This window comes from Variovorax sp. HW608, assembly GCF_900090195.1.
Classification (GTDB): domain Bacteria; phylum Pseudomonadota; class Gammaproteobacteria; order Burkholderiales; family Burkholderiaceae_C; genus Variovorax.
This window is the reverse complement of sequence record NZ_LT607803.1, coordinates 6,839,532-6,866,244: the sequence shown is the minus strand read 5'-3', so window position 1 is coordinate 6,866,244 and position 26,713 is coordinate 6,839,532. Positions and strand designations below refer to the sequence as shown.

The following is a 26,713-nucleotide window of genomic DNA, read 5'->3' as shown; positions in this document are numbered from 1 at the left end:
CAATTCGAAGCGGCAGGGCGCCAATTTTTTTGTATGCATTCTACTTACATTGTCCACGTGAGGGTTTCCCTGAATTGGGAGGGCGTTTGGGTCGTGTCAGATAAGTCTCACTTTCAGGATGAATGACAGCCAGTTGTTAAAGATTGTTAGATTCTGTCGATAGACTAGAGCCAAAATCAAACGGAGTGCAGAGTGGAATTGGAAAATGACGGCGCCGTGACACATGGCGACATCTCGAAAGAGATCGGCGACATCAATCTCGCCTACATGCTGCTCGCTCAAAAGCTGGCCAAGCAGGATCGCGCAGCAGCCATGTATCGTTTGGGGGTCGGCCGCGAACTCGCGGATTTGCTGGCCAACATGTCTCTAACCCAGATCGTCAAATTGGCGGCGTCGAATTTTCTGCTTTGCAGTTTCCGCCTCGACGACCATCCGATGTTCGCCGTATTTGGCGAGGAAAAGGATACGACGCTCCAGCAGGCGCATATGTCGATCCTGATGTCGGCGCGGAAAATTCAATCGCGCGAAGTGGGCGCAATGGCATGAGCAAGAAAAGCGTCCTGGGCGAAGTGCGCCAGGTTCAATTAGCCATCGAGCTGATCGAGCTCGGCGCGCGGCTGCAATTTCTGGAATCGGAAGTCGGCCTGAGCCGTGAACGCCTGATTCGCCTTTACAAGGAATTGAAAGGGGTTTCGCCGCCCAAGGGTCTTTTGCCTTTTTCGACGGATTGGTACATGACCTGGTTGGCCAATATCCATTCCTCGATGTTCTACAACATGTACCGCTTCATGCTGGAAGAGGCCTACGAGACGCCGCTGCGCGCGCTGATCAAGAGCTACCGCCTCTACATGGAGCAGATCGAGGCACACGGCGGCGACGTCGTACTGGACTTCACGCGCGCCTACACGATGGTGCGCTTCTTCGAGAGCGACATGCTCCAGCTGAGCACCTGCAGCCGCTGCGGCGGCCGCTTCGTGGCGCACGCGCACGACAACAAGCACGGCTATGTGTGCGTGCTCTGCCGACCGCCGTCGCGCGCGGGCAAGGCGCGCGGCCCGAAGCGGGCGGAGGCGCCCGCCGAATCCGAGTCCGGTTCCGACACCGTTCTGGCGCGCGCCGAGGCGCGGGCCGCCATCGGAGGCCACTGAGGCGATTCATTCACTTCGGAATTCGAACCAACTGATTTGAAGCCTGAGGGCAAAAGGGGAAGCGTGTGCTGGTGCTCGTCGGATACCTGGTGGTGGTGGGAACCGTGTTCGGGGGCTATGCCCTCATGGGCGGTCATTTCGGCGTCCTGTTCCAGCCGGTCGAAGTCCTGATGATCGGCGGCGCCGCATTGGGCGCCTTCGTCGCCGGCAACAACGGCAAGACGATCAAGGCGACGATGAAGGAGTTGCCGCTGCTCCTGCGCTCGACCAAGCACAACCAGCAGCTCTACATGGACCTGCTCGCCTTGTTGTACGAGCTCCTCGCCAAGGCCCGCAAGGACGGCATGATGAAGCTCGAATCCGACGTCGAGAGCCCGAAGGAAAGCGAGATCTTCAACCGCTATCCGTCCATCATGGCCGAGCACGAGGTGATGGAGTTCCTCTGCGACTACCTGCGCCTGATGGTGAGCGGCAACACCGACGCCTTCGAGATCGAGGCGCTGATGGACCACGAGATCGAGACCATCCGCCACGAGGCCGAAGTGCCCTCGCACAGCCTGGCGCGCGTCGGCGATGCGCTGCCTGCCCTCGGCATCGTGGCCGCGGTGCTGGGCGTGGTGCATGCGCTCGGCTCGGCCAACCTGCCGCCTTCCGAGATGGGTGCGCTGATCGCCCACGCGATGGTCGGCACCTTCCTCGGCGTGCTGCTGGCCTATGGCTTCGTGATGCCGCTGGCCACCGTGATCAACCAGAAGGTGGAAGAGGGCATGAAGGTCTTCCAGTGCGCGAAGGTCACCCTGCTCGCGAGCCTGAACGGCTATGCGCCGCAACTGGCGGTGGAGTTCGGTCGCAAGGTGCTGTTCTCGACCGAACGTCCGACCTTCAACGAGCTCGACGAGCACGTCCGCGAAGTCAAGGCCCGCTGATCGCCGGGTAGACCATGAACGCAGACAAGAATCGCGTCATCGTCAAGAAGGTCGCCGGCGGCCATGCTGGCCATCACGGCGGCGGCTGGAAGATCGCCTACGCCGACTTCATGACGGCCATGATGGCTTTCTTCCTCGTGATGTGGCTGCTGTCGATCTCGACGCCCAAGCAGCGCGAGGGCATCGCAGAGCACTTCCGCATGCCGCTGAAGGTCGCTCTGAGCGGCGGCGACAAGAGCAGCCTCAGTTCGAGCGTGATCCCCGGCGGCGGGCCGGACCCGATCGCACAGGAAGGCGAGGAGAAGCTCTCCGACGCCGAACGCGCCGAGATGGAAGACGCCGCGCGCCTCGCCGACATGAAGAAGCGGCTGGACGAACTGATCGAGAACAGCCCGGTCTTCAAGCAGCTGCGCTCGCAGATCCTGATCGACATCACGAGCGAAGGCCTGCGCCTGCAGATCGTGGACAGCGCCAAGCGCCCGATGTTCGACCTCGCGAGCGCGCGCGTCGTGCCGCACATGCGTGCGATCCTGCGCGAGCTGGGGCCGACGCTCAACGACCTGCCGAACAAGATCACCCTTTCGGGCCATACCGACGCCGTCGTCTACACCAACGGCGACAAGGCCTACGGCAACTGGGAACTGTCGGCCGACCGCGCCAACGCATCGCGGCGCGAGCTCGTGACAGGCGGCATGAACGAGAACAAGGTGCTGCGCGTCGTCGGCCTCGCCGACAGCATGCACCTGGACAACGCCGACCCCCGCAACCCGATCAACCGGCGCATCAGCATCATGGTCCTGAACCGTCAGACGCAGGACCGCATCGAGCGCGAGAACAGCGGCGAACTCGACAAGCCGAGAGTCGGCACGTCATTGCCCGCAGGCACCGACGCGAAGCTGACGTCGCTCGAGCCAGCCGCGTCCACCCAGTAGCAGCGAAACACCCACATGGACCTCAGTCAGTTTTCCCAGGCATTCTTTGTCGAAGCGATCGAGCTTCTGGCCGAGATGGAGCAACTGCTCCTCGAGCTGGACATGGACTCGCCCGACAACGAGCAGCTCAACGCCATCTTTCGCGCAGCCCATTCGATCAAGGGCGGCGCGGCCACCTTCGGCTTCACCGCGTTGACCGAGACGACGCATCTGCTGGAGACCCTCCTGGACCGGGCACGCCATGGCCAGCTTCGCCTCTGCGCTCCCATGATCGACGCCTTTTTGGAAACGAAGGACGCCTTGCAAGAACAAGTCACTGCCTACCAGGCGGGCAAAGAGCCCGACCCTGACATGGTGGCGCATATCTGCGCCGTGCTTCAGAAACTCGCGCTCGAGACTGCCGACGGCAAGGCCCTCGCGCCGGCATCTGCACCTGCGCCCGCACCGGCGCCCGCGGTGGCCGCCGCGCCCGCGCCCGAGGCATCCGAGATGTCCGCTTCAGGCGCGGCGCTGCGCATCCGCCTGAGCCGCCTGTCGGACAGCGAGTGCGACCTGCTCGCGGACGAGCTGGCCAACCTCGGCAAGATCGTCTCGCGCACGCGCAGCAACGACCAGTTGACCGTGATGCTCGACACCACCTGCGAGCCCGACGAGATCATCGCGGTGTGCTGCTTCGTCATCGACGAATCGCAGATCGACATCGCGCGCGAGTCCGGGGCGCCTGCCACCGCGGCCGAGCCCGTCGCCGCCGCGCCCGCCACGGCCGCGGCCGCGTCGTCGCCCGCCGAACCCGTGCGGGTCCAGGCCTCGGCTCCGGCACCCGCCGCCGCAGCAGCGGCCGCGAAGGAATCGAGCTCGATCCGCGTGGACGTCGAGAAGGTCGACCAGCTCATCAATCTCGTGGGCGAACTGGTCATCACGCAATCGATGCTCACGCAGGCCGCGACAATGCTCGACCCGGTGGCCTACGAGCGTTTCCTGAGCGGCCTGGGCCATCTGGAGCGCAATGCGCGCGACCTGCAGGAATCGGTCATGTCCATTCGCATGATGCCGATGGACTACGTCTTCAGCCGCTTCCCGCGCGTGATCCGCGACGTGAGCGCCAAGCTCGGCAAGCAGGTGCGTCTCGACACTTTCGGTAAGGAGACCGAACTCGACAAGGGCCTGATCGAGCGCATCGTCGATCCGCTCACGCACCTCGTGCGCAACAGCCTCGACCACGGCATCGAGACGCCCGAGGTCCGCCTCGCCAAGGGCAAGGAATCGACCGGTCAGCTGCTGCTGTCCGCGCAGCATCACGGCGGCAACATCGTGATCGAGGTCAGCGACGACGGCGGGGGCCTGAACCGCGAGAAGATCCTCGCCAAGGCCATGCAGCAGGGGCTCGCGGTGAGCGAGTCGATGCCCGACGAGGAAGTCTGGCAACTGATCTTCGCACCGGGCTTCTCGACTGCCGAGCAGGTGACCGACATCTCGGGCCGCGGCGTCGGCATGGACGTGGTCAAGCGCAACATCCAGGAAATGGGCGGCCATGTCGAGATCCAGTCGCGCGGCGGCTACGGAACGACCACCCGCATCGTGCTGCCGCTGACGCTCGCGATCCTCAACGGCATGTCGGTCAAGGTCGGCAGCGAGGCCTACATCCTGCCGCTGTCCTACGTGATCGAGTCGCTGCAGCCGCTGCCGGAGCACTTGCATTCGATCACCAGCGACGGCCATGTCATCAAGGTGCGCGGCGAATACCTGCCGCTGATCGAGCTGCATCGCGTGTTCGACGTGGCGGGCGCGCAGGTGAACCCGACTCAGGCCATCCTCGTGATCGTGCAGGCCGACGACGCGCGCTTCGCGCTGCTCGTGGACGAATTGCTCGGCCAGCACCAGGTAGTGGTGAAGAACCTCGAGACCAACTACCGCAAGGTGCCCGGCATCTCGGCGGCCACCATCCTCGGCGACGGCAGCGTGGCTTTCATCATCGACGTCGGCGCGATGCCGCGCATCCAGCGCGCGCAGGCCGCCAGCGCCGCGGCGCTGGCCGGCGCGTCGAGGATGACGGCCATCGAAGCCTGAGCGTCCCTCATGCAATTGCCCCGTGCACCCGGTCGCGACCGGGTGCGTGACCTGTGAATTTGACGGAGACACTTGCAATGCGTTTTGACTTCTTTCGCCGCCCCGGATCGAAGGGGGAGGTCGCGGTCGACGAGCTGGTGAGAGCCGTGGCGCCAGGTGCATCGGAAGCCTCGCCGGAAGCTGCGCTGCTGGAAGAGGCGCAGGCCAAGGGCTACGTGAGCTACGCGCTGCAGCTCGATGCGCAGATGCGCGTGCAGGGCCTGCGCTTCGCCTGGCGCGATGCAAGCGGCGGCGCCGATGCGTCCGCGCGCTGCAGGGCGCTGGTCGAGTGCATCGCGAAGCACCTCAACCCGCCCAAGGGCTGGCGGCTCGGGCGGCTGGCCGTCTACCTCGACGTCACGGTCGATGCACTGTTCCTCAACGAACTCCAGGGGCTCCCACCGGAAAACGTGGTGCTGTGCATGGGCATGGACGATCTCGCCGATCCCGACACGCGCTCGATGCTGCTGTTCCTGCGCGAGCAGGGCTTCGGCTTCATGCTGCGCGATCCGAAGACGCTGCCGCAGGACCCGGAGCTGCTGGAAATCGTCACCCACCTCGACGTCGGTGCAGGCGACCCGGCCCTGATCACCGAGGCGCGCAAGGGCGAGCCGACCGGCCGCGCGCCGATCCAGCTCGTCGCGACACGCATGAACGGCTGGGACGACTTCGAGGCCTGTGCGGAGCAGTGCGTCGATGTGCTCGTCGAGGGCCGGCAAGCGCCCCCGGTGAAGGAGGTCGGCGAGCTGCAGCCCGAGTCGATCCTGATCGTGCGGCTGATGCAGATGCTCAAGCGCAACGAGAACGTGCGTTCCATCGAGGCCGCGCTCAAGCGCGATGTCGCGCTCACCTACCGCTTGCTGCGTCACATCAATTCGCCGGCGATCGGCGTGGGAGTGGAGGTCACTTCGCTGCGGCACGCCGTGGCGATGCTCGGCTACCAGCCGCTCTTCCGCTGGCTTTCGCTGCTGCTGGCGACCAGCAATCGCGCGAGCTCCCATTTCATGATGAAGCGCGCGATCATGCGCGGCCGTTTCGTCGAGCTGATGGGGCAGGGCATGCTGCCCGCGAGCGAATCGGACAACCTCTTCGTGGTCGGCATGTTCTCGCTCATCGACCGGCTGCTCGGCGTGCCGATGAAAGAGGTGCTGGAGAAGGTTCAGCTGACCGAGTCGGTGCAGCAGGCGATCCTGTCGCGCGAGGGCGTGTACGCACCCTTCCTGTCGCTGGTCGAAGCCTGCGAGACCGACAACGGCGACGCCCCGCGCCTGGCGGAGGCGCTGTTCGTCAGCGCGGGCCAGGTCAACGCGGCGCACCTGTCGGCAATGGTCTGGTCGCAGGAGGCCAGCGCGATCGAGACGGCCTAAATCTCGGGGGGGTTGCTGCCGATATACGTGCAAGATGGCAGTGAACACCGAATTCCTCTTCACCGACAGCGACTTCGCGAAAGTCCGCACGCTGATCCATCGGCGCGCAGGCATCGCCCTTGGCGAGCAGAAGCGACAGATGGTCTACAGCCGGCTCTCGCGGCGGCTGCGCGAACTTCGACTGCCGGAATTCGCGGCCTACCTGGAGCTGCTCGAATCGCGGCAGGACGGCGACGAGTGGCAGTCGTTCATCAATTCGCTTACCACGAACCTGACCTCCTTCTTCCGCGAGGCGCACCACTTCCCGGTGCTGGCCGAGCATGTGCGCAAGGCGCAGCAGCCGGTCACCGTCTGGTGCGCGGCGGCCTCGACCGGCGAGGAGCCCTACTCGATCGCGATCACGCTGATAGAGGCGCTCGGCGCGCGCGCCGGCTCCGCCAAGGTGATCGCGACCGACATCGACACCGCGGTGCTGGCCAAGGGCGAGGCGGGCGTGTTCACCGCCGAACAGGTCGGCCGCCTGTCGCCCGAGCGGCTGCGGCGCTTCTTCAACAAGGGCACCGGCGCCAACGCGGGCAAGGTCCGCGTGCGGCCCGAGGTGGCGGCGATGGTGAAGTTCTCGCGGCTCAACCTGCTCGACCCGTCATGGTCGGTGAAGGAGCCGGTGGATGCGATCTTCTGCCGCAACGTGATGATCTATTTCGACAAGCCGACGCAGAACAAGGTGCTCGACCGCTTCGCGCCGCTGCTCAAGCTGGGCGGTCTGCTGTTCGCCGGGCATTCGGAGAATGCGTCGCTCGTCAACCAGACCTTCAAGCCGCTGGGCCACACGGTCTATGAGCTGGCGCGCGGCGTTGCGAAGGCGGTGCCTGCATGAGCTTCGTTGCGCCGGGCTCCGTCGCCAGTCACCACTACTTCGACCGTGACGTCGGCAGCATGGCGGTGAAGCTGCTGCCTTCGGAGTACTACGTCACGACGACCGACACGGTGCTGACCACGGTGCTGGGCTCGTGCGTGTCGGCCTGCCTCCTCGACATCGACAACGGCGTGGCCGGCATGAACCACTTCATGCTGCCGGACGACGGCGATGCGAACGCGCGCGACCAGGCCGAGTCGATGCGCTACGGCGCCTACGCGATGGACGTGCTGATCCGCGAGCTGCTGCGCGCCGGCGCGCGGCGCGAGCGTCTGCAGGCGAAAGTCTTCGGCGGCGGCGCGGTGCTCGCCAACATGACGACGCTCAACATCGGCGACCGCAACGCGGACTTCGTGCTGCGCTATCTGCGCGCCGAGCGCATCGCCGTCGCCGCGCAGGACCTGCGCGGCCCGTACGCGCGGCGCGTGTGCTTCATCCCGTCGAGCGGCAAGGCCGTGGTGCGCAGGCTGCGCGGGCAGGCCGACGTGCAATCCATTCAGTGGGAGGAGGGCGAGCTGCTTCGCCAGCTGGCCGGCCCCCGCGCGAGCCCCGGCCCGGTGAGGCGCAACAACAATGCCGCCGGCGATGCGAGCCTGCTGGCGAAGAACAAAGGAAGCTGGTGAGCACGAACAACGCAAACAAGATCAAGGTGCTGTGCGTCGACGATTCGGCGCTGATCCGCAGCGTGATGACCGAGATCATCAACAGCCAGCCCGACATGACGGTCGTAGGCACGGCGGCCGATCCGCTGGTCGCGCGCGACCTGATCAAGGTGACCAACCCCGACGTGCTGACGCTGGACGTCGAGATGCCGCGCATGGATGGCCTGGAGTTTCTCGAGAAGCTCATGCGCCTGCGGCCGATGCCGGTGGTGATGGTCTCGTCGCTGACCGAGCGCGGCTCGGAGATCGCGCTGCGCGCGCTGGAGCTCGGCGCGATCGACTTCGTGACCAAGCCGCGCCTCGGCGTGCGCGACGGACTCTTGAACTACACCGAGCTGATTGCTGGCAAGATCCGCACCGCCTTTTGCGCGCGGCTGCTGCCGGCACGCGGCGGCGCGGGGGCGAGGCCGCAGGGCGAGGTGGCGCTGGAGGCGCCGCTGCGCAGTCCACTCCTGAGTACCGAGAAGCTCATCATCATCGGCGCATCGACCGGCGGCACCGAGGCGATCCGCGAAGTGCTGCAGCCGCTGCCGCCGGACTGCCCGGCCGTGCTCATCGCGCAGCACATGCCGGCGGGTTTCACCAGGTCCTTCGCGCAGCGGCTGGACGGCCTGTGCCGCATCACCGTCAAGGAGGCCGAGCACGGCGAGCGCGTGCTGCCGGGCTATGCCTACATCGCGCCGGGCGCCTACCACCTCTCGCTGGCCCGCAGCGGCGCCAACTATGTCGCGCATCTCGACCAGGAGCCGCCGGTGAACCGGCACCGGCCGTCGATCGACGTGCTCTTCGATTCGGCCGCCAGGCATGCGGGCAAGAACGCGATCGGGATGATCCTCACCGGCATGGGCAAGGACGGCGCCGAGGGCCTCTTGCGCATGAAGAAGGCCGGCGCGCACACCCTGGCGCAGGACGAGGCGAGCTGCGTGGTCTTCGGCATGCCGAAGGAAGCGATTGCATTGGGCGCAGCCGATGAGGTCGCGCCGTTGGGAGAGATGAGCCGCCGTGTGCTGGCCCACCTGCGCACCTTCGGTGCGCGGACGAACCGCGTTTGAGACGAACCTTTGGAGCAAATGAAGTGATTGACAAGAGCATCAAGATCCTGGTCGTGGATGATTTCCCGACCATGCGGCGCATCGTGCGCAACCTTCTGAAGGAACTCGAGTTCCTCAACGTCGACGAGGCCGAGGATGGCGCGGCGGGCCTGGAGAAGCTGCGCGGCGGCAGCTTCGGGTTCGTGGTGTCGGACTGGAACATGCCCAACATGGACGGCCTGACCATGCTGCAGAACATCCGCGCCGATCCGGAGCTGTCGAAGCTGCCGGTGCTGATGGTGACCGCCGAGGCGAAGAAGGAAAACATCGTCGCCGCCGCGCAGGCCGGTGCGAACGGCTATGTGGTCAAGCCCTTCACCGCGGCCACCCTCGAAGAGAAGATCACCAAGATCTTCGAAAAACTCGCGGCCAGGTGATCTTTTGCGGTGCGCGTCGCGCGCATCGCGGAGCAAATCAGATGAATGAACACTCCATCGACAACGATCACGGGAACACCGCCGAGCAGTTGCTGGGCCGCATCGGGCAATTGACGCGCCAGTTGCGCGAAGGCATGCGGGAGCTGGGCCTGGACAAGCAGGTCGAGAAGGCTGCGCAGGCGATTCCCGGTGCGCGGGACCGCCTCAACTACGTGGCGGAAACCACGGAACGGGCGGCGCATCGCGCGTTGAACGCGATCGACATCGCACAGCCCTTGCAGGAAGGACTTGCAACGGATGCCAAGGGCCTTAGCCAGCGCTGGGACGAATGGTTCAAGGACCCGATCGAGCTCGATCACGCGCGCCAGCTCGTGATGGACACGCGCGAGTATCTCGGCGACGTGCCGCAGAAGGCCAGCGCGATCAACGCGCAGCTCATGGAGATCCTGATGGCGCAGGACTTCCAGGACCTGACCGGCCAGGTCATCAAGAAGATGATGGAAGTGGTCAACGAAGTCGAGACGCAACTGCTGCAGGTGCTGATCGACAACTCGCCGGCCGAGAAGCGGCAGGAAATCGCCTCCAACAGCCTGCTGAACGGGCCGCAGATCAAGCCCGGCAGCGCCGACGCGGTGACCGACCAGTCGCAGGTCGACGACCTTCTCGCGAGCCTGGGGTTCTGAATCGCCGATTGGGAGAGAAGGGGGGCGTTCGCCCCCTTGATCGGGCGATTGTTCCAGCCCGGTGGATCGAATAATCAGCCACGAGCCGGTGGTCCTCACCGATGCTCGATGGAGCATGAATGGCTGAGGAAAGCGATCTCGAAAAAACGGAACCTGCCTCTGCGCGGCGCCTGGAGAAGGCGCGCGAAGAAGGCAACGTTGCCCGGTCCCGCGAGCTGACCACGCTGGTCATGCTGGGCACCGCCATCGGCGGCCTGTGGTTCAGCGGCGGGTCGCTGGGCGGCACTCTGGAGAGCGCGCTGCGCAAGGGCCTGCGCTTCGAGCGCAACTCGGCGTTCGATCCGTCGCAGATGATGGTGCAGGCCGGATCGATGGTGCTGCATGCCCTCACGGCCATCGCACCGCTGTTCGTGATGATGGTGGTCGCCGCGGTGGTCGCGCCGATGCTGCTCGGCGGCTGGCTCTTCTCGGGCAAGGCGGTGGCGCCCGACTTCACCAAGCTCGACCCGCTCGCAGGCATAGGGCGGATGTTTTCCGCGCAGTCGCTCGTCGAGCTCGTCAAGGCGCTCGCGAAGTCGGCGCTGATCGGCGGCGTCGCCTGGCTCGTGGTCATGGGCGACCTCGACGGTGTGATGCAGCTCATGGCGCTGCCGGTGAGCGCCGCGATTCCCCAGACGATCATGATCATCGCGCGCGACTGTGCGCTGATCGCCGCGGCGCTGCTGCTGGTGGCGATGATCGACGTGCCATGGCAGCTCTTCAGCTACTACCGCAAGCTGCGCATGTCGCGCGAGGACCTGCGCCAGGAGCACAAGGAAAGCGAAGGCGATCCGCAGATCAAGGCGCAGATCCGCCGCCAGCAGCAGGCGATCGCGCGGCGCCGGATGATGTCCGAGGTGCCGAAGGCCGACATCGTGGTGACGAACCCGACGCACTTCGCGGTGGCCCTGAAGTACATCGACGGCGACATGCGCGCCCCGCGCGTGGTCGCCAAGGGCACCGACCTGATCGCGCAGCGCATCCGCGAGATCGCGGCCCAGCACAAGGTCGCAGTGCTCGAAGCCCCGCCGCTCACGCGCGCGCTCTACAAGCACACGCGCCTCGGTGACGAGATCCCCGCCGGCCTCTACACCGCGGTCGCCGAAGTGCTCGCCTGGGTCTACCAGCTCAAGCGCTGGAAGGATGAGGGCGTCGGCGAAGCGCCACGCACCCCGACCGACCTGCCGATCCCCGAGGCGCTCGCCTACACACCGAAGACCGCATGAATTCCATGGCCAGCCTGATGCGTCTGCCGACGCAAATGTTCTCCGGCAACCAGTTCAAGAGCCTGGCGGGGCCGATCCTCATCATCCTCATCCTGAGCATGATGGTGCTGCCGCTGCCGCCCTTCCTGCTCGACCTGCTGTTCACCTTCAACATCGCGATGTCGGTGATGGTGCTGCTGGTCAGCATGTACACCATGAAGGCGCTGGATTTCGCGGCGTTCCCGGCGGTGCTGCTGTTCTCGACGCTGCTGCGCCTGTCGCTCAACGTCGCGTCCACGCGCGTGGTGCTGATGCGCGGCCACACCGGCCCCGACGCGGCGGGCAAGGTGATCGAGGCCTTCGGCCACTTCCTGGTCGGCGGCAACTTCGCGGTCGGCGTGATGGTGTTCGTCATCCTCGTGATCATCAACTTCATGGTGATCACCAAGGGCGCGGGCCGCATCGCCGAGGTCGGTGCGCGCTTCATGCTCGACGCGATGCCCGGCAAGCAGATGGCGATCGATGCCGACCTCAACGCCGGCCTGATCGGCGAGGACGTGGCCCGCAAGCGCCGCACCGAGGTCGCGCAGGAAGCCGACTTCTACGGCTCGATGGACGGTGCCAGCAAGTTCGTTCGTGGCGACGCGGTCGCGGGCCTCATGATCATGGTGATCAACATCATCGGCGGCCTGGTGGTCGGCGTGGTGCAGCACGGGCTGGACTTCTCCACCGCCGGCACGACCTACACGCTGCTCGCGATCGGCGACGGGCTGGTCGCGCAGATCCCGGCGCTGGTGATCTCGACCGCGGCCGGCGTGATCGTCTCGCGCGTGACCACCGACGAAGACGTTGGCCGCCAGCTCACCGGCCAGCTGTTCTCGAACCCGCAGGTGCTGTTCCTCACGGCCGGCATCATCGGCCTGATGGGGACGATCCCCGGCATGCCGAACCTGGCCTTCCTGCTGATCGCGGGTGCGCTGGCCTTCGGCGGCCGGGCGCTGCTGAGCCGCAAGCCGCGCCAGACGGCGGAGCAGGCGGCGGCCGCGCAGGTCGCGCTCGCGCCGGCGGTCGAAGCGACCGAAGCGAGCTGGGACGACGTCGCGATGGTCGATCCGCTCGGCATGGAAGTGGGCTATCGCCTGATCCCGCTGGTCGACCAGGCGCAGCAGGGCGAGCTGCTGGGCCGCATCAAGAGCATCCGCAAGAAGATCGCGCAGGAGATCGGCTTCCTGGTGCCGGTGGTGCACATCCGCGACAACCTGGAGATCAAGCCCAATAGCTACGTCATCAGCCTCAAGGGCGTGGAGATCGGCCGCGGCGAGGCCTTTCCGAACCAGTGGATGGCGATCAACCCGGGGCAGGTCACCGGCAGCCTGCCCGGCACGCCGACGACGGACCCGGCCTTCGGCCTGCCGGCGGTGTGGATCGACGGCAGCCTGCGCCAGCAGGCGCAGATCTACGGCTACACCGTGGTCGACGCGTGCACCGTGATGGCGACGCACCTGAACCACCTGATCCAGACGCACGCGGCCGAGCTGCTCGGCCGGCAGGAAGTGCAGCAGCTGCTCGACCAGATCACCAAGACCGAACCGAAGCTCACCGAAGACCTCGTGCCCAAGGTCGTGTCGCTCAGCACGCTGCACAAGGTGCTGCAGAACCTGCTGGACGAGGAAGTCTCGATCCGCGACATGCGCACCATCCTCGACGTCATCGCCGAGCATGCCTCGACCATCAAGGATGCGACCGAGCTCACGTCGATGGTGCGGCTCGCACTGGGCCGCGCGATCACGCAGCAGCTGTTCCCGGGCGATGCCGAGCTGCACGTGATCGGCCTCGATGCCTCTCTCGACGCGGTCCTGCAGCAGGCCATGACCAGCAGCAGCGGCATCGAGCCCGGCCTGGCCGACAGCCTGCTGCGCCAGACGCAGGCGGCGATCACGCGCCAGGAGCAGATCGGCCTGGCGCCGGTGCTCGTGGTGCAGCACTCGCTGCGCGTGCTGCTCGCGCGCTTCCTGCGGCGCAGCCTGTCTCAATTGAAGGTGCTCTCCCACGCGGAGATCCCTGACACCCGCAACATCAAGATCACCGCCACCATTGGAGGAAGAGCGTGAGTATCCCGACAGACGTGCGGACCACGGCCCGCAGATTCGTTGCCGCAACCAGCCGCGAGGCGCTGCGCCTGGTGCGCGAGGCGCTCGGCGCGGAAGCCATCGTTCTCAGCAACCGCGCAACGGCCGAAGGGGTCGAGATCGTGGCGATGGTGGAGAGCGATGTGAGCGAGGCGCTGGAAAGCGCGGCGCCGGCCGCGCCGATGGCTCCAGTCGTTGCGGCCGCACCCGCGAAGCCGGTCGTTGCCGCCGTGCCGGCTTCGGCATCCGTGGCTCCGCCGAGGCCCGAGCCCCAACCGGCGACGCCGCAGACCGATGCGGTGCTCAACGAACTTCATTCCATGCGCGGCATGATCGAGGAACAGCTCGCCAGCGTCGTGTGGAACGACAAGCAGCGCCAGGACCCGGTGCGCGGCCGTCTGCTGCGCACGCTGCTTGGCGCCGGCTTCAGCGCGCGCCTGTCGAAGGCCATGCTCGAGAAGCTGCCCACCGGCCAGACCTACGCGCAGGGCATGGCCTTCGCGCGCTCGGAGCTGATCCGCGCCTTGCCGGTGCATGAAGACGAGGACGCGCTGCTCTCGCAGGGCGGCGTCTACGCGCTGATGGGCCCGACCGGCGTCGGCAAGACCACGACCACGGCCAAGCTGGCCGCGCGCTGCGTGATGCGCTTCGGCGCCTACAAGCTCGCGCTGGTGACCACCGACAGCTACCGGATCGGCGCCTACGAGCAGCTGCGCATCTACGGCCAGATCCTCGACGTGCCGGTGTACGGCGTGAAGGACGCGGCCGACCTGCACCTCGTGCTGCAGGACCTGCGCGACAAGCACATGGTGCTCATCGACACCGTCGGCATGAGCCAGCGCGACCGCGCCGTGTCGGACCAGATCGCGATGCTGTGCAGCAGCCACCGGCCGGTGAAGCGGCTGCTGCTGCTCAACGCGACGAGCCACGGCGACACGCTCAACGAAGTGGTGCACGCCTACCGCCACGGCGGCGGCAACGAACTCGCGGGCTGCATCTTCACCAAGATGGACGAAGCCACGCACCCGGGCGCGCTGATCGACACCGTGATCCGCCACCGCCTGCCGGTGCACTACATCTCCAGCGGCCAGAAGGTGCCCGAGAACCTGATGCCCGCCGACCGCGCGCAGCTGGTGGACAGCGTCTTCCAGGCGCGGCGCCACAACGCGCTGTTCGTGCCCTCCGAGGCCGAGATGCACGACGATCCGGGCGGCGCCGCGCCCTCGGCGCAGGTGGTGCAGGCGCAGGCCGAGGCCGACCGGCTGCGCGCGCGGTACCAGAACCTCATTCGCGCCATGGCGCACGACGCGCAGGAACTCGCGACGGCGGCGGGCGCGCTGGCCGGCGCGCAGATCGGCTTCGAGGCGGCGCGCCGGCTGTGGCGCCATGCGGGCGACGACAGCATCGGCCAGAAGGCGGTGCAGGATGACCTGATGGTCCACGCCCGCAGCGAGATCGCCGTCGGCTGCGACAGCCATGTGCTCGCCTTGTCGGGGCAGGTCGGGCTTCGCTCGAACGGCGGCGACGATGTCTACGAATGCCAGAGCAGCCTGCTGCTGTCGGACCGCAGCGGCCAGCCGCTCGCGGCGCCGAATCAGTGGCTCTCCACCGCGGCGACGCGCGGCGGCAGCGATGCGCGCCGCAAGCCGGGCGTGCGCCAGGTGCAGTGGCTGCGCCAGCAAGCGCTGGGCAAGCCGGTGGTGCACCTGCTGCCGAGGATGCCCGCGGTCGAACTGATGGCCGAATGGCAGTCGCAGAGCCAGCAATGGCTCGCGCGCGTGCCGGGTTCCACCAGCGTGATCGAGCTGCGCACCGGCGAGTCGAGCGCGCTCGCGCGCATCGATGCCGAATTCAGCGAGCCGGTGCCGGCCGTCTTCAAGGGCAAGCCGGCGATGCAATGCGAGGCCCATGCGCTGGTCCAGCTGCGCGTCGCTGCGGACAAGCCCGCGCTGCCGCCGCTGCGCGGCGTGGTGCGGCGCGTGCTCGACGAGCGCGGCCAGAAGATCCTCGCGCAGACCTGCCTGCTGTCGAACGTGGACATGCGCGTCAGCGCGCGCCAGCTCGCGCAGTGGCAGGCCTGGGCATCCGACGCCGAGCCGTGCTTCCGCCTCGTCCGCCAGGGCCTGCAACTCGCCGGCGGCATGGGCGAACTGGGCGATCCGGACATGCTCAAGCGCCTGTTGATCGCGGGCCAGGTGACCACCACCGCGTGGCGCCTGCTGCACGCCAAGGGCGAGTGGGCGGACCGCGCGCGCATGCTGCTCAACGAGCTGACCGGACGTCCTGCGCGCTCGACCCGGCCGCTGACGGGCAATGCGCTCTACGTGGGCGTGAGCAAGCTCTTCGTGCTGCTGGAGGCGCTCGGCACCGAGTCCACCGCGCCGCTGCAGCCGCAACTGCGCGCCATGGAGAAAGAGGCTTGAGGAGAACCGGATGAGCAAGCTGGTTGCGGATCAGGCGGACGGACTGCGCCGCCTTCTGGCGCACACGCCGACGCGTGTCATCGCGATCGCGGGCATGAGCCTGGGCGATGGCGCGACCACCACCGCGATGAATCTCGCGGCGGCACTGGCGCACCAGGGCAAGGAGGTGCTGCTGATCGACGAGCAGGCTTCGGGCCACGGCTCGGCCGGCGCGGCTTGGGGTATCGATGTGCCGGGCGTGGCGGCTGAATGCGGCGTCGAAGTGCTGCCGGCGCCCCATCCATCGGTCGATCTGCGGACGCTTCGCCACGGCGGCGTGGTGCTGATCGATGCCGCACTCGACGACGAAGGCAGGCTCTCGCCGCTCGCGCAGCGCGCGGACGAACGGGTGCTGGTGTTGCAGCCGAATGCCGCGTCGATCACGATGGCCTATGCCGGCATCAAGCGCCTGCACTATGCGCACGGCCTGATGCAGCTTCGCTTCCTGGTCAACCGGGCGTCGGGCGCGGGCGAGGCGCAGAAGATCACGAGCAATCTCGCGAGCACCGGCAGCCGCTATCTCGCGGTGTCGCTGGAACCGGCGGGATGGGTTCACGCCGATGCGCACCATGGCGACGCCCGGCGCCTCGGCCGCACGGTGGTCGAGGCATTTCCGGCGAGCCCGGCCGCGGTCGACTTCCGCCGCATCGCAGCCGATGTGCCGCGCTGGCCGTGGCGCGCACCCGCACGGACCCCACGGACGAACGACCACGCCATGAATGACAACGGCATCGCGATGGCCGCGCCACGCGCACTCCACTTGCCGAGCGCCGTCGTCGCCTGAAGCAGATCCACCCAACAACGCAAAAGGACCGCACGTGTACACCGCCCAGGGAACCATCGAGAAGTCCCATCTGCTGGAACAGCATCAGCCGCTGGTGCGGCGCATCGCGCTGCAGATGATCGCCAAGCTCCCCGCCAGCGTCGAACTCGACGACCTGATCCAGGCCGGCATGATCGGCCTCCTGGATGCATCGAGCCGCTACCAGGAGAACAAGGGTGCGCAGTTCGAGACCTTCGTGAGCCAGCGCATCCGCGGTGCGATGCTCGACGAACTGCGCGCGAGCGATTGGGGTTCGCGCGGGCTGCGCCAGTCGGCGCGGAACGTGGAGCGCGCCATCCAGGCACTCGAGCATCGCCATGGCCGCCCGCCCACCGAGGGCGAGATCGCCAAGGAACTGAAGATCGACCTGGAGGCCTACCAGTCGCTGCTGCAGGAGATCCAGGGCTGCCAGCTTCTCTACGTGGAGGACTTCGCCAAGGGCGAGGCGGAGAACCCCTTCATCGACCTGCATGCGCAGGACGCGCGGCGCAGCCAGCGCGGCGGCGACGATCCGCTGGAGCAATTGCTCGAAAGCGGCTTCCGTCATCAACTGGTCGAAGCGATCCAGCAACTGCCGGAGCGCGACCAGCTCTTGCTGAACCTCTACTACGAGGAGGAGCTGAACCTGCGCGAGATCGGCGCGATCCTCGAAGTGAGCCAGAGCCGCGTCTGCCAGCTCCACAGCCAGGCGATCAGCCGGCTGCGCGCACGCCTGAAAGAGCTGCTCTAGGGTAGTGCGCGCGAGGCATCGTCTCGCTATCATGCCGCCGGAGTGCCACCAACGTCCGGAGGGATGCCGAGATGAGGAGAGCCACCCTTGCCACCTTTGCATGGGGCGCGCTGTGCGCGGCCGGCATGGCGTCGGCGCAGACCAGCGCGGTCCAGAGTTCCGGTGGCGGCAGCAGCGTCACGGTCTTCGGCATCGCCGACGTGACCCTCGGCCACGGCTCCGGCAGCATCGCGAGCCAGTCCCAGCTCTATAGCGGCGGCAACACCTCATCGCGGCTCGGATTTCGTGGCGTGGAGGATCTCGGCGGCGGCATGGCGGCCGGGTTCTGGCTCGAAGCCGGTCTCGACATCGACGACGGGTCCACCGGCTCCACCAACATCAACAACCAGTCGAACGGCTCGGTCGGCGGATTCAACTTCAACCGGCGCGCGACGGTGAGCCTGATGGACTTCTGGGGCGAGATGCGCCTGGGCCGCGACTTCACGGCGCACTATCGCAATCGCACCGATGTCGATCCGTTCGGCAACAACGGCGCCGGCACCAGCCAGCCGCAGGCCGGCTCGATCGGCGGGCCCACGTCCACGCGCGCCTCGAACATCGTTGCGTACTTCCTGCCGCCCAATCTCGGCGGGTTCTTCGGCGAGGTGCAGTACTACTTCGGCGAGAACGGCTCGCCTTCGCCGATCGAGGACGACGGCACCGGCTACAGCGGGCGCGTCGGCTATGCCAACGGGCCGTTCGCCATCGCGCTGGCGGCGGGCCGAACGAAGTTCGCGCACACCGCCACCAACGGCGACATCGACTCGGCCAACATCGGCGCGTCGTGGGACTTCAAGGTGGTCAAGGTGATGGGCGGCTACTACCGCGACAAGGTGGACAAGCTCGGGGAGCTCACCGGCACGGGCTATCTGGTCGGCGCGATCGTGCCCTTCGGCTTCGACCAGATCAAGGTCTCGTGGTCCACCTACGGCACCGATGCCGCGGGCGATCCGACTGCGCGCAAGTGGGCCTTCGGCTACGTCTACAACTTCTCGAAGCGCACCGCCGTCTATGCCACTTATGCGCGCGTGAGCAACAGCGGCGGCTCGACGACGGCACTGAACGGCAGCCTGACCGATGCCAATCGCAGTTCGAACGGTTACGACCTGGGCATGAAGCTCGTCTTCTGATCACGCGCCAAGAAAGCGTTCGGCCAGCAGTACCCAATACGCGGAGCCGACCGCGACATTGGCGTCGTTGAAGTCGTAGCCCGGGTTGTGGACCATGCAGGCGCCGTGGCTGTCGCCGTCGCCGTTGCCGATCAGCACGTAGCAGCCCGGCACCTTCTCGAGCATGAAGGCGAAGTCCTCGCTGCCCGACAGCGGCGGGCCTTGCAGCGTGACGCGCTCGGCACCGACCAGCTCGGTCGCGACCTCGCGCGCGAAGGCGGTCTCTTCCGGCGTGTTGACCAGCACCGCGTAGCCGGGCCGCCAGTCGACCTTCGCCTGCACATCGAAGCTTTCCGCCTGCGACGCGATCACCGACTTGATGCGCTTCTCCAGCGTGCTGCGCACTTCGCGGTCGAGCGCGCGCACACTGAGTTCGAGCGTTGCCGTCTGCGGGATCACGTTGTTCGCCTTGCCGGCATGGATCGCGCCGACCGTGACCACGGCCATCTGCAGCGGATCGATGTTGCGCGACACGATGGTCTGCAGCGCCATCACGATGCTCGCGGCGGCCACGATCGGGTCTGCGGTGCGATGCGGCAGCGCGCCGTGTCCGCCGATGCCGGTGAGCGTGACCGTGGCGTAGTCCGACGAGGCCATCGCTGCACCTTCGCGCAGCACCAACCGGCCCTGCGGCATGCCCGGCATGTTGTGCATCGCGAAGACCGCGTCGCACGGGTACTTGTCGAAAAGGCCGTCCTCCATCATGCGCAGCGCGCCGCCACCGCCTTCCTCGGCCGGCTGGAAGATCAGGTTCAGCGTGCCGTCGAAGCGCCCGCGATGGGCCAGGTGGTGCGCGGCGGCCAGCAGCATCGCGGTATGGCCGTCGTGCCCGCAGGCGTGCATCACGCCGGCATGGCTGCTCGCATAGGCGAGGCCGGTCGCTTCGTCGATCGGCAGCGCGTCCATGTCGGCGCGGATGCCGAGGCGACGCTGGCCGTTGCCCCGGACCATGCGCCCGACCAGGCCGGTGCCACCGAGGCCGCGCTCGACCTCGTAACCCCACGCTTTCAGCTTCTCGGCCACCAGCGAGGATGTGCGGTGCTCGTCGAAGGCGAGTTCGGGGTGCCGGTGGATGTCGCGGCGCAGGCCGATGAATTCGTCGGCCTGTTGGTGCAGTTGGTCGAGCAGGGAGGGGGTCATGGGGCTTCCTTACTGCGGCTGCAGGTTGATGGTCTTGGCGATCGCGCGGTAGCGGGCGGTTTCGGCTTCGTAGAACTTCGCGGCTTCCGCGAGCGACATCGCGGGCGACGCGAGCTGCGTCTGCACCGCCAGTTGCGAACGCACCGACGGGTCCTTGAGCGTCGCGCCGATGGCCTTGTGCAGGCGCTGCACCACCTCTTCCGGCGTGTTCTTCGGCACCATGAAGCCGCTCCAGATCTTGTAGGAGAAGTCCTTGAGCTCCTTGCCTTCGCTCACCGTCGGCACGTCCTTGAGCAGTTCGGAGCGCTGCGCGCCGAGCTGGCCGAGCACCTTGAGGCGGCCCTGGTCGGCCATCGCGCCCATCGCCGCGCTGTAGACCAGTACCGCGAAATCCACCTGGCCGCCGCCGATGTCGGTCAGGAGCGGCGCGTTGCCCTTGTACGGCGCGTGGGTCACCTGCGTGCCGGTGCGGTGCTGCACGTCTTCCATGATCAGGTGATAGAGCGAGCCGACGCCGACGCTGCCGTAGGTGAGCGGCTTGTCCTTGGACTTGCGCGCGAGCGCGATCAGCTCGTCGACGCTGTTGGCCGGCAGGTCCTTGCGCGCGACGAACACCATCACCGCGTCGGTCACCGGATGCACGAGCCGGAAGTCCTCGGCCTTGAGCTTCACGGCCGCATTGGCGAGCGGCGCGAGGATCACCTCATTGGGCGAGCCCTGGAAGAGGTAGTAGCCGTCGGCCGGCGCCGAGAGCACCTTCTGCGCCGCCAGCGCGCCCGAGACCCCGCCAAGGTTCTCGACGATCACCGGCTGGCCGAGCTCCTTGCCGAGCGGCGTGGTGAAGATGCGCGCAGCGGCGTCCGACGGCCCGCCCGCGGGGTAGGGCACCATGAGGTTGACCGTCTTGGTGGGATAGGCCTGGGCGAACACGGCGCCTGCCGCTGCCAGAAGCAGGCCGGCGATCGAACGCTGGATGAACGGTTTCATGGGACTCCTGAGTGCGCTGGCGTGACCGGAAATCGGACCGCGCTCGCATCGTAGGAGCGAGTCATGAGAACATCCAATGCATTGTTGTGCGAAATAGCATGAGTCCAATGCATACAACGATGCGAGGTTTCCCATGACGCTGGTCCAGCTCAGGCACCTGATCTCGCTGGCCGAAAGCGGCTCGTTCAGCAAGTCGGCAGAGGCGCTCTACATCACGCAGCCGGCGCTCAGCCGGAGCATCCGCGCGCTGGAGGACGAACTCGGCATGCTGCTGTTCGACCGCGTCGGGCGGCGCATCGAGCTCACCGCCTTCGGCCGCGAGGTGGTGGAGCGTGCGAAGCAGCTCGTGTTCGAGGCCGGCGAGCTGCGCGACAGCGGCCGCCGCATGCGGGAAGGGCGGGGCGGCGTGCTGCGCATCGGCATGGGCTCCGGGCCCGGCGCGATGCTGATGACGCCGCTCTTGATGCGCATGGCGACCCGGCATCCGAAGGTGCGCGTGGTCGTCGCGCGCGGCGGCACCGACCTGCTGGCGCAGTCATTGCGCGACCGCCTGCTGGATGCGCTGGTGGTCGATGCCCGGTCGCTCAAGCCGGCGGACGATCTGCTGGTGAGCGAGCTTTGCGAAATGCGCGGCGTCTTCATGTGCCGCCGCGGCCATCCGCTCACGCGCCTGCGCAAGGGCGTGAGCTTCGAGGCGGTGCAGCGCTATCCGATCGCCTCGACGCCGCTCAGCGACGAGGTCGCGCGCGGGCTGATCGAGACCTACGGCCCCGAGGCGCACCCGGAGCGCTGCGTGACCGTGCAATGCGAGGAGGTGGCGAGCCTGGTCGACGTGGCCCGCCAGAGCGATGCGGTGCTACTCGCCATCCGCGCCGCCGCGCCGGACCTGGTCGAACTGAAGATGACGCCGCCGATCGATCGTGTCGCCCGTTTCGGACTGGTGACGCTGCGCCGCCGCACCGAGGCGCCGGGCTTGTCGATCGTGAGGGAATTGATGCGGGAGCTGATGCACGATTGAACCGTGTGGAGCGTGCGAGATCACCTTTGGGGTGATCTCGCCGTTCTCTCGTTGGTGTGTGACAGCTTGATTTGGAGTGATCTTCACCGGATCGGCGAAGAACCTGAACTCTATCGGTCGCGCTTGACGCGGGCCATCAGATTGTTCCTAAAGTGCGGCCCTACGTTCAGTGCAGCACCTTCCGCGCCGCGTGAATCGCCTCTCCTACTGTCTGAATGCGCCGTCCCATCTCTGCATTGATCACCTCCATCAAGGCCGTCAATTCACTGGGCTCGATCAAGAACTCCTCGACGCTGCGCGCATTGAGCGGTGCCAGAAAATTCTGTACGCAATCGTAAGCGCGATGCGCCCAGCGCAAGTTGTTGAACTCGTCCTCGACAAGCAACGCAGCCGCGCTGGCTGCCTTCTTCTTTGCTGACTTCCTGCTCTTCGCGCTCGTTGTCGCCTCGCCTTTGACGACGACAAAGGCAACTGCGGCTTCCGCCGTATGAATTTGATTCGGGCTTCCAAACCCGATCGCGCCCTTTTTCGACGCGACTCGCGCAGTATGCCAGTGCCATTGCATCTGGCGCACGCTATCCGACACCCGATCCGGGAGCGGGCCTCACGCCTTGCGCACGAACTCCGACTTCAGCTTCATCGCGCCGATGCCGTCGATCTTGCAGTCGATGTCGTGATCGCCATCGATCAGGCGGATGTTCTTCACCTTGGTGCCGACCTTCACCACCAGCGACGAGCCCTTGACCTTGAGGTCCTTGATGACGGTGATGGTGTCGCCGTCGTGCAGCACATTGCCGACCGAATCCTTGATCACCTTTTCGTCATCGGCCGCGCCCTCGGCGGCAGCGGCCGTCGCCGGCCATTCGTGGCCGCATTCCGGGCAGACGAGGTTCAAACCGTCCTCGTAGGTGTATTCCGAGTTGCATTGGGGGCAGGGCGCTAGGGTGCTCACGTCAGAAGGTCTTGTTCGTTCGGGTCAGGGGCGTGGATCATAGAGCCATCCCTCCCCCAGGGCCGCAGGTTGAACCAAATCGGCCTGCGGTGCAACTTAACTGGCGCACCGTGTCAAGCCTCATGTCGAAGGGAAGTCTTCGGACCAGGCACGTCCCGATGCATCCCGTCACTCCGGAGGTGACGAACCTTCCACCCAACCGTGAACCGCACCATGTCCGAACATCGCACCGACCCGCGCGCCCTCATGGCGCTTCGACTGCCGCGCGCCATGCAGCCGCTCCTCACTTGGCTGACCGGCCGCCCCGCGCCCAGCGAGCGCGCCCGCGTACGCGCCCCGTGGACCTTCCTGCTCGAGGCGCTCGCATGGACTGTGCTCGGGCTGCTGGTCGGCATCGTCGGCTTCGCGACGCATGGCCTGCCATCGGCCGCACTGATCGCGCTTTCGCTGGTATTGACGACTGCTGGCGTCAGCCTGTTCCAGATCGCCGTGTTCCACCGATGCGCGCACGCTCAACTCTTCGCCGACCGCCTGCGCAACCGGGATGTCGGCCGGCTGGTCTCCGCGCTTCTGCTTTTCAAGCACTTCGATCGCTACCAGCAAGAGCACATGAGTCACCACAGCGTCCGCACGCTCCTCACCGAGGGGGACGAGTTCACCGACTTCGTGCTCGGCTTGTGCCGGCTCGAGCCGGGGATGCCCAAGCGGCAGCTTTGGCGCTGCGTGCTGACGAGCCTGGCGTCGCCACGCTTCCACACCCGCTTTCTCGTACATCGGGCGCGGATGTCTTGGATGTCGGGTGACCGCCTGCATGACACGGTCGGCATCACCAGTTGGGCGCTTGGTGCGGCCGGCTGCGCGGCGGCCGGGTGGCTGATACCGTTCTTCGTGCTCTGGGTGCTGCCGCTCACGTTGCTGCTGCAGTTGGTCACGGTCGGCCGCATCCTCATCGAGCACCGTTTTCCCGATCCGTCGCACAGCGGCGATAGGGACAAGGTGTTTCAGTGTCGCGTCACGCTTGGCGTGTTTCCTGGCTCCGCACCGCCGGCGCACGACGCCGCCACGCTACGTGGTCTCGTGGCGTGGGCCAGCTGGTGGGCCGACATGCTTACCGTCCAGCTACTGGTGCGCGTCGTTGTGCTGGTCGCGGACACGCCGTGCCACGACTTCCATCACCGCCGCCCCTCTTCGCCGCGCTGGACCGAATACGCGCACGCGAGGCAGGACGACCTCGACGCCGGTTGCCCAGGCTATCCAATCAACTACGGCGAGACGTGGGGACTGATCCGCGCGATCGACGAAAACTTGGCGGCGTTGTCGAGCCTGCCACGCGACGCGAGCGCTGGACGATGAGCGGCGCCGGACCAAGCCGCGGCCGGCAGCCCGTGCAGCGTGTTGTGGTCGCCGGGGCAAGAGACCGCTGGCAGTCTTGCGCAGCCACCGCCAAAGGTGCACGCTCCCGCCATGAAACGACGCGCGGTTCTGGGCACCGCGTTCGCCCTTGCGTTGATGCAGAACAGTTCGCGGATACGCGCAGCCGACAAGGTACTGCGCCTCGGGTGGGTGACCGCGCAGGAGGCCGCCAGCCTCACGCCGATGGTCGCGGCGTTGCGCGCCTCGCTTGCCCGGCTGGGTTACGTCGAGGGCCGCAACCTCGCCATCGAGTTCAGGTATGGCGACGGTGCAGTCGAACGCGTCCCTGAACAGGTTGCGGAACTCCAGCGCCTGGCCGTCGACATCCTGCTTGCGCAGGGAGGGCCGGCGGTCAACGTCGTGAGCGGCCTTCCGGTGGCCGTTCCGGTGGCTTACGTCTTCAGCGGCGATCCTGTCTCGGCCGGCTTCGCGAAGAGCCTCGCACACCCCGAATCGAACATGACAGGCCTGACGCTGATGGCCGCCGAAATGAACGGCAAGCTGTTGGAGATCCTGCGCGAGATGGTTCCGTCCCTGCGCGACGTGGCCATCGTGGTCAACCCCGAACATCCCGGCTCGCACATCGAGCGCGACTACACCGACGGTGCGGCAAGGCAACTCGGCCTGCGTACGGAATACTTTCCCGCGCGAACGCGCGACGAGTTGGCGTCCTCGCTGGATGCCATGGCCGCTTCGCCTGCACGTGCGCTGTCGATCTTCAGCGACAGCTTCGCGGTGGCAAACCGGCGGCAGATCCTCGATTTCGCAATCGCGCGCAAGATGCCCGTCATGTCGGGCTGGCCGGTCTTCGCGGACAGTGGCGCGCTCTGCACCTACGGGCCGCGCCTCGTGGACTCCTATGCACGGCTCGCTTCGTATGTCGATCGCATCGCCAAAGGAGCCAAACCCGCAGACCTACCCATCGAGCGGCCCACAACCTTCGAGCTGGTGCTGAACCTGAAGACCGCCAACGCGATCGGGCTCAAGCTGCCGCAGTCGCTGCTGGTGCGCGCCGACCGGCTCATCAGCTAGTTTGCCCGAATCTTGCCGATCGTGGCCGGGAATTCCCGGCCGGCGTCCGGACGCGAGCACCGGCGCTATAGGGCGCTCGAGTCGCCCTTTGATGAGCTTGTACTTTTCGGCGGATGTCTCTGCAAGTGCCGCCTCGCGAGAGAGGCTGCGAATCGGATGCCGATCTTCCGACGTTGCCTACAGAGTGCCTACAAATGCGCAAAAGCAAAAAACCCTGCTACCGAATCGATAGCAGGGTTTCCTTGCTGTACTTGGTGCCGGAGAGATGATTCGAACACCCGACCTTCTCATTACGAATGAGCTGCTCTACCGACTGAGCTACACCGGCTAAGCCCTCGATTATAGCGGGTCGTGATAGCCAGTTACGCGCTCGACCTCATTTTTTGACCCCAAAACCACAGCCACCCGCTCGTGCAGCTTGGTCGGCGCGATGTCGAGGATGCGCTGGCGGCCGTTGGTGGCGCCGCCGCCGGCCTGTTCCACGAGCCAGCTCATGGGGTTGGCTTCGTACATCAGGCGCAGCTTGCCGGCCTTTTCGGGCTCGCGCTTGTCCCACGGGTACATGAAGACGCCGCCGCGCATCAGGATGCGGTGCACGTCGGCCACCATGCTGGCGATCCAGCGCATGTTGAAGTCCTTGCCGCGCGGGCCTTCCTTGCCGGCCAGGCACTCGTCGATGTAGCGCTTCACCGGGGCGTCCCAGTGGCGCATGTTGCTCATGTTGATCGCGAATTCCTTGGTGTCGGGCGGGATCTGGATGTCTTCCTGCGTCAGCATGAAGGAACCCTGCTCACGGTCGAGCGTGAACATCGCGACGCCGTTGCCGACGGTGAGCACCAGCGTGGTCTGCGGGCCGTAGATGCAATAGCCTGCGGCGACCTGCTTGCTGCCGGCCTGCAGGAAGTCGGATTCCTGCACGCTCTGGCCGTGGCCGTTCTCGGGTTTGCGCAGTACGCTGAAAATGGTGCCGATGCTGACGTTGACGTCGATGTTCGACGAGCCATCGAGCGGATCGAACAGCAGCAGGTATTCGCCCTGCGGGTAGCGGTTGGGCACCAGGTGGATGCTGTCCATTTCCTCGCTGGCCATTGCGGCGAGATGGCCGCCCCATTCGTTGGCCTCGATCAGCACCTCGTTGGCGATGATGTCGAGCTTCTTCTGGACTTCGCCCTGCACGTTCTCGCTCTCGGCGCTGCCGAGCACGCCGCCGAGCGCTCCCTTGTTGACCGCCTGGCTGATGCTCTTGCAGGCGCGCGCCACCACTTCGAGGAGCAGACGGAGCTGGCCGGGGATGAGTCCGTCGGCGCGTTGCTGCTCGACGAGGTAGCGGGTCAGTGAAATCTTTTGTTGAGCCATGAATTTCCTTG

25 protein-coding genes and 1 tRNA gene are annotated in these 26,713 nt (G+C 66.4%); 20 read left to right on the top strand and 6 right to left on the bottom strand.

What is annotated here, in order from left to right:
* Window positions 1-192 precede the first annotated feature (192 nt).
* From flhD to VAR608DRAFT_RS32510, 17 genes are all read left to right on the top strand, one after another.
* Window positions 193-546, top strand: coding sequence for a flagellar transcriptional regulator FlhD (flhD, locus tag VAR608DRAFT_RS32590; RefSeq protein ID WP_088957833.1), 354 nt, complete (start codon window positions 193-195; stop codon window positions 544-546).
* The gene (flhC, locus tag VAR608DRAFT_RS32585) at window positions 543-1,148 is read left to right on the top strand and encodes a flagellar transcriptional regulator FlhC (protein ID WP_088957832.1); all 606 of its coding nucleotides are present in this window, start codon (window positions 543-545) and stop codon (window positions 1,146-1,148) included. Before flhD ends, flhC begins: the two co-directional genes overlap by 4 nt.
* Before the next feature lie 65 nt (window positions 1,149-1,213).
* Complete coding sequence (gene motA, locus VAR608DRAFT_RS32580) at window positions 1,214-2,074, top strand: flagellar motor stator protein MotA (RefSeq protein WP_088957831.1); 861 nt, start codon at window positions 1,214-1,216, stop codon at window positions 2,072-2,074.
* Between the two features lie 14 nt (window positions 2,075-2,088).
* Window positions 2,089-3,006, top strand: coding sequence for a flagellar motor protein MotB (gene motB, locus VAR608DRAFT_RS32575; RefSeq protein ID WP_088957830.1), 918 nt, complete (start codon window positions 2,089-2,091; stop codon window positions 3,004-3,006).
* Window positions 3,007-3,021: 15 nt separating this feature from the next.
* The gene (gene cheA, locus VAR608DRAFT_RS32570) at window positions 3,022-5,073 is read left to right on the top strand and encodes a chemotaxis protein CheA (protein ID WP_088957829.1); all 2,052 of its coding nucleotides are present in this window, start codon (window positions 3,022-3,024) and stop codon (window positions 5,071-5,073) included.
* Window positions 5,074-5,150: 77 nt separating this feature from the next.
* Window positions 5,151-6,479, top strand: a complete 1,329-nt coding sequence (locus VAR608DRAFT_RS32565; protein WP_088957828.1) for an EAL and HDOD domain-containing protein — start codon at window positions 5,151-5,153, stop codon at window positions 6,477-6,479.
* A gap of 34 nt (window positions 6,480-6,513) precedes the next feature.
* Window positions 6,514-7,356 (top strand): CheR family methyltransferase, encoded by an 843-nt coding sequence (locus VAR608DRAFT_RS32560; RefSeq protein WP_172843932.1) that lies wholly within the window; start codon window positions 6,514-6,516, stop codon window positions 7,354-7,356.
* Window positions 7,353-8,018 (top strand): chemoreceptor glutamine deamidase CheD, encoded by a 666-nt coding sequence (cheD, locus tag VAR608DRAFT_RS32555; RefSeq protein WP_088957826.1) that lies wholly within the window; start codon window positions 7,353-7,355, stop codon window positions 8,016-8,018. The genes VAR608DRAFT_RS32560 and cheD overlap by 4 nt, the downstream gene beginning before the upstream one ends.
* A gap of 65 nt (window positions 8,019-8,083) precedes the next feature.
* Window positions 8,084-9,109 carry a protein-glutamate methylesterase/protein-glutamine glutaminase gene (locus VAR608DRAFT_RS32550; protein WP_231973619.1) on the top strand — a complete coding sequence of 342 codons (1,026 nt, stop codon included), beginning with the start codon at window positions 8,084-8,086 and terminating at the stop codon, window positions 9,107-9,109.
* A gap of 26 nt (window positions 9,110-9,135) precedes the next feature.
* The gene (gene cheY, locus VAR608DRAFT_RS32545; protein ID WP_172844009.1) at window positions 9,136-9,525 is read left to right on the top strand and encodes a chemotaxis response regulator CheY; all 390 of its coding nucleotides are present in this window, start codon (window positions 9,136-9,138) and stop codon (window positions 9,523-9,525) included.
* A gap of 41 nt (window positions 9,526-9,566) precedes the next feature.
* Window positions 9,567-10,208 carry a protein phosphatase CheZ gene (gene cheZ, locus VAR608DRAFT_RS32540; RefSeq protein ID WP_088957823.1) on the top strand — a complete coding sequence of 214 codons (642 nt, stop codon included), beginning with the start codon at window positions 9,567-9,569 and terminating at the stop codon, window positions 10,206-10,208.
* Window positions 10,209-10,327: 119 nt separating this feature from the next.
* Window positions 10,328-11,473 (top strand): flagellar biosynthesis protein FlhB, encoded by a 1,146-nt coding sequence (flhB, locus tag VAR608DRAFT_RS32535; protein ID WP_088957822.1) that lies wholly within the window; start codon window positions 10,328-10,330, stop codon window positions 11,471-11,473.
* Window positions 11,470-13,563: a flagellar biosynthesis protein FlhA gene (gene flhA, locus VAR608DRAFT_RS32530; protein WP_088957821.1), complete on the top strand. Its 2,094-nt coding sequence runs from the start codon at window positions 11,470-11,472 to the stop codon at window positions 13,561-13,563. The genes flhB and flhA overlap by 4 nt, the downstream gene beginning before the upstream one ends.
* Window positions 13,560-16,004 carry a flagellar biosynthesis protein FlhF gene (gene flhF / locus VAR608DRAFT_RS32525; RefSeq protein ID WP_088957820.1) on the top strand — a complete coding sequence of 815 codons (2,445 nt, stop codon included), beginning with the start codon at window positions 13,560-13,562 and terminating at the stop codon, window positions 16,002-16,004. The genes flhA and flhF overlap by 4 nt, the downstream gene beginning before the upstream one ends.
* 10 nt (window positions 16,005-16,014) lie before the next feature.
* Window positions 16,015-16,827 carry an AAA family ATPase gene (locus VAR608DRAFT_RS32520; protein WP_088957819.1) on the top strand — a complete coding sequence of 271 codons (813 nt, stop codon included), beginning with the start codon at window positions 16,015-16,017 and terminating at the stop codon, window positions 16,825-16,827.
* A 34-nt stretch (window positions 16,828-16,861) separates the two neighbouring features.
* Window positions 16,862-17,596 (top strand): RNA polymerase sigma factor FliA, encoded by a 735-nt coding sequence (locus VAR608DRAFT_RS32515; RefSeq protein WP_088957818.1) that lies wholly within the window; start codon window positions 16,862-16,864, stop codon window positions 17,594-17,596.
* 71 nt (window positions 17,597-17,667) lie between these two features.
* Window positions 17,668-18,765: a porin gene (locus VAR608DRAFT_RS32510; RefSeq protein ID WP_088957817.1), complete on the top strand. Its 1,098-nt coding sequence runs from the start codon at window positions 17,668-17,670 to the stop codon at window positions 18,763-18,765.
* On the opposite strand, the gene VAR608DRAFT_RS32505 is transcribed toward VAR608DRAFT_RS32510, so the two are convergent.
* Together VAR608DRAFT_RS32505 and VAR608DRAFT_RS32500 are read right to left on the bottom strand one after the other, a co-directional pair.
* The gene (locus VAR608DRAFT_RS32505; RefSeq protein WP_088957816.1) at window positions 18,766-19,944 is read right to left on the bottom strand and encodes a M20 aminoacylase family protein; all 1,179 of its coding nucleotides are present in this window, start codon (window positions 19,942-19,944) and stop codon (window positions 18,766-18,768) included.
* 9 nt (window positions 19,945-19,953) lie between these two features.
* A complete protein-coding gene (locus VAR608DRAFT_RS32500; RefSeq protein ID WP_088957815.1) occupies window positions 19,954-20,931 on the bottom strand; it encodes a tripartite tricarboxylate transporter substrate binding protein in 978 nt (325 codons plus the stop codon).
* A 133-nt stretch (window positions 20,932-21,064) separates the two neighbouring features.
* On the opposite strand from VAR608DRAFT_RS32500, the gene VAR608DRAFT_RS32495 reads away from it, so the two are divergent.
* Entirely contained in the window at window positions 21,065-21,949 is an 885-nt protein-coding gene (locus tag VAR608DRAFT_RS32495) for a LysR family transcriptional regulator (RefSeq protein WP_088957814.1), read from the top strand.
* A 166-nt stretch (window positions 21,950-22,115) separates the two neighbouring features.
* Here the strand turns inward: VAR608DRAFT_RS32495 and VAR608DRAFT_RS32490 are convergent, their stop codons facing one another.
* Together VAR608DRAFT_RS32490 and VAR608DRAFT_RS32485 are read right to left on the bottom strand one after the other, a co-directional pair.
* Window positions 22,116-22,523, bottom strand: a complete 408-nt coding sequence (locus VAR608DRAFT_RS32490) for a hypothetical protein (RefSeq protein WP_157731176.1) — start codon at window positions 22,521-22,523, stop codon at window positions 22,116-22,118.
* Window positions 22,524-22,553: 30 nt separating this feature from the next.
* Window positions 22,554-22,901 (bottom strand): zinc ribbon domain-containing protein YjdM, encoded by a 348-nt coding sequence (locus tag VAR608DRAFT_RS32485; RefSeq protein ID WP_088957812.1) that lies wholly within the window; start codon window positions 22,899-22,901, stop codon window positions 22,554-22,556.
* A 213-nt stretch (window positions 22,902-23,114) separates the two neighbouring features.
* On the opposite strand from VAR608DRAFT_RS32485, the gene VAR608DRAFT_RS32480 reads away from it, so the two are divergent.
* Together VAR608DRAFT_RS32480 and VAR608DRAFT_RS32475 are read left to right on the top strand one after the other, a co-directional pair.
* Window positions 23,115-24,254: a fatty acid desaturase gene (locus VAR608DRAFT_RS32480; protein ID WP_088957811.1), complete on the top strand. Its 1,140-nt coding sequence runs from the start codon at window positions 23,115-23,117 to the stop codon at window positions 24,252-24,254.
* A 111-nt stretch (window positions 24,255-24,365) separates the two neighbouring features.
* A complete protein-coding gene (locus VAR608DRAFT_RS32475; RefSeq protein WP_088957810.1) occupies window positions 24,366-25,346 on the top strand; it encodes an ABC transporter substrate-binding protein in 981 nt (326 codons plus the stop codon).
* A gap of 252 nt (window positions 25,347-25,598) precedes the next feature.
* Here VAR608DRAFT_RS32475 and VAR608DRAFT_RS32470 read toward each other — a convergent pair.
* Both VAR608DRAFT_RS32470 and VAR608DRAFT_RS32465 read right to left on the bottom strand, forming a co-directional pair.
* A tRNA-Thr gene (locus VAR608DRAFT_RS32470) sits at window positions 25,599-25,674 on the bottom strand.
* An 11-nt stretch (window positions 25,675-25,685) separates the two neighbouring features.
* Window positions 25,686-26,702, bottom strand: a complete 1,017-nt coding sequence (locus tag VAR608DRAFT_RS32465; RefSeq protein ID WP_088957809.1) for a class 1 fructose-bisphosphatase — start codon at window positions 26,700-26,702, stop codon at window positions 25,686-25,688.
* Window positions 26,703-26,713 lie beyond the last annotated feature (11 nt).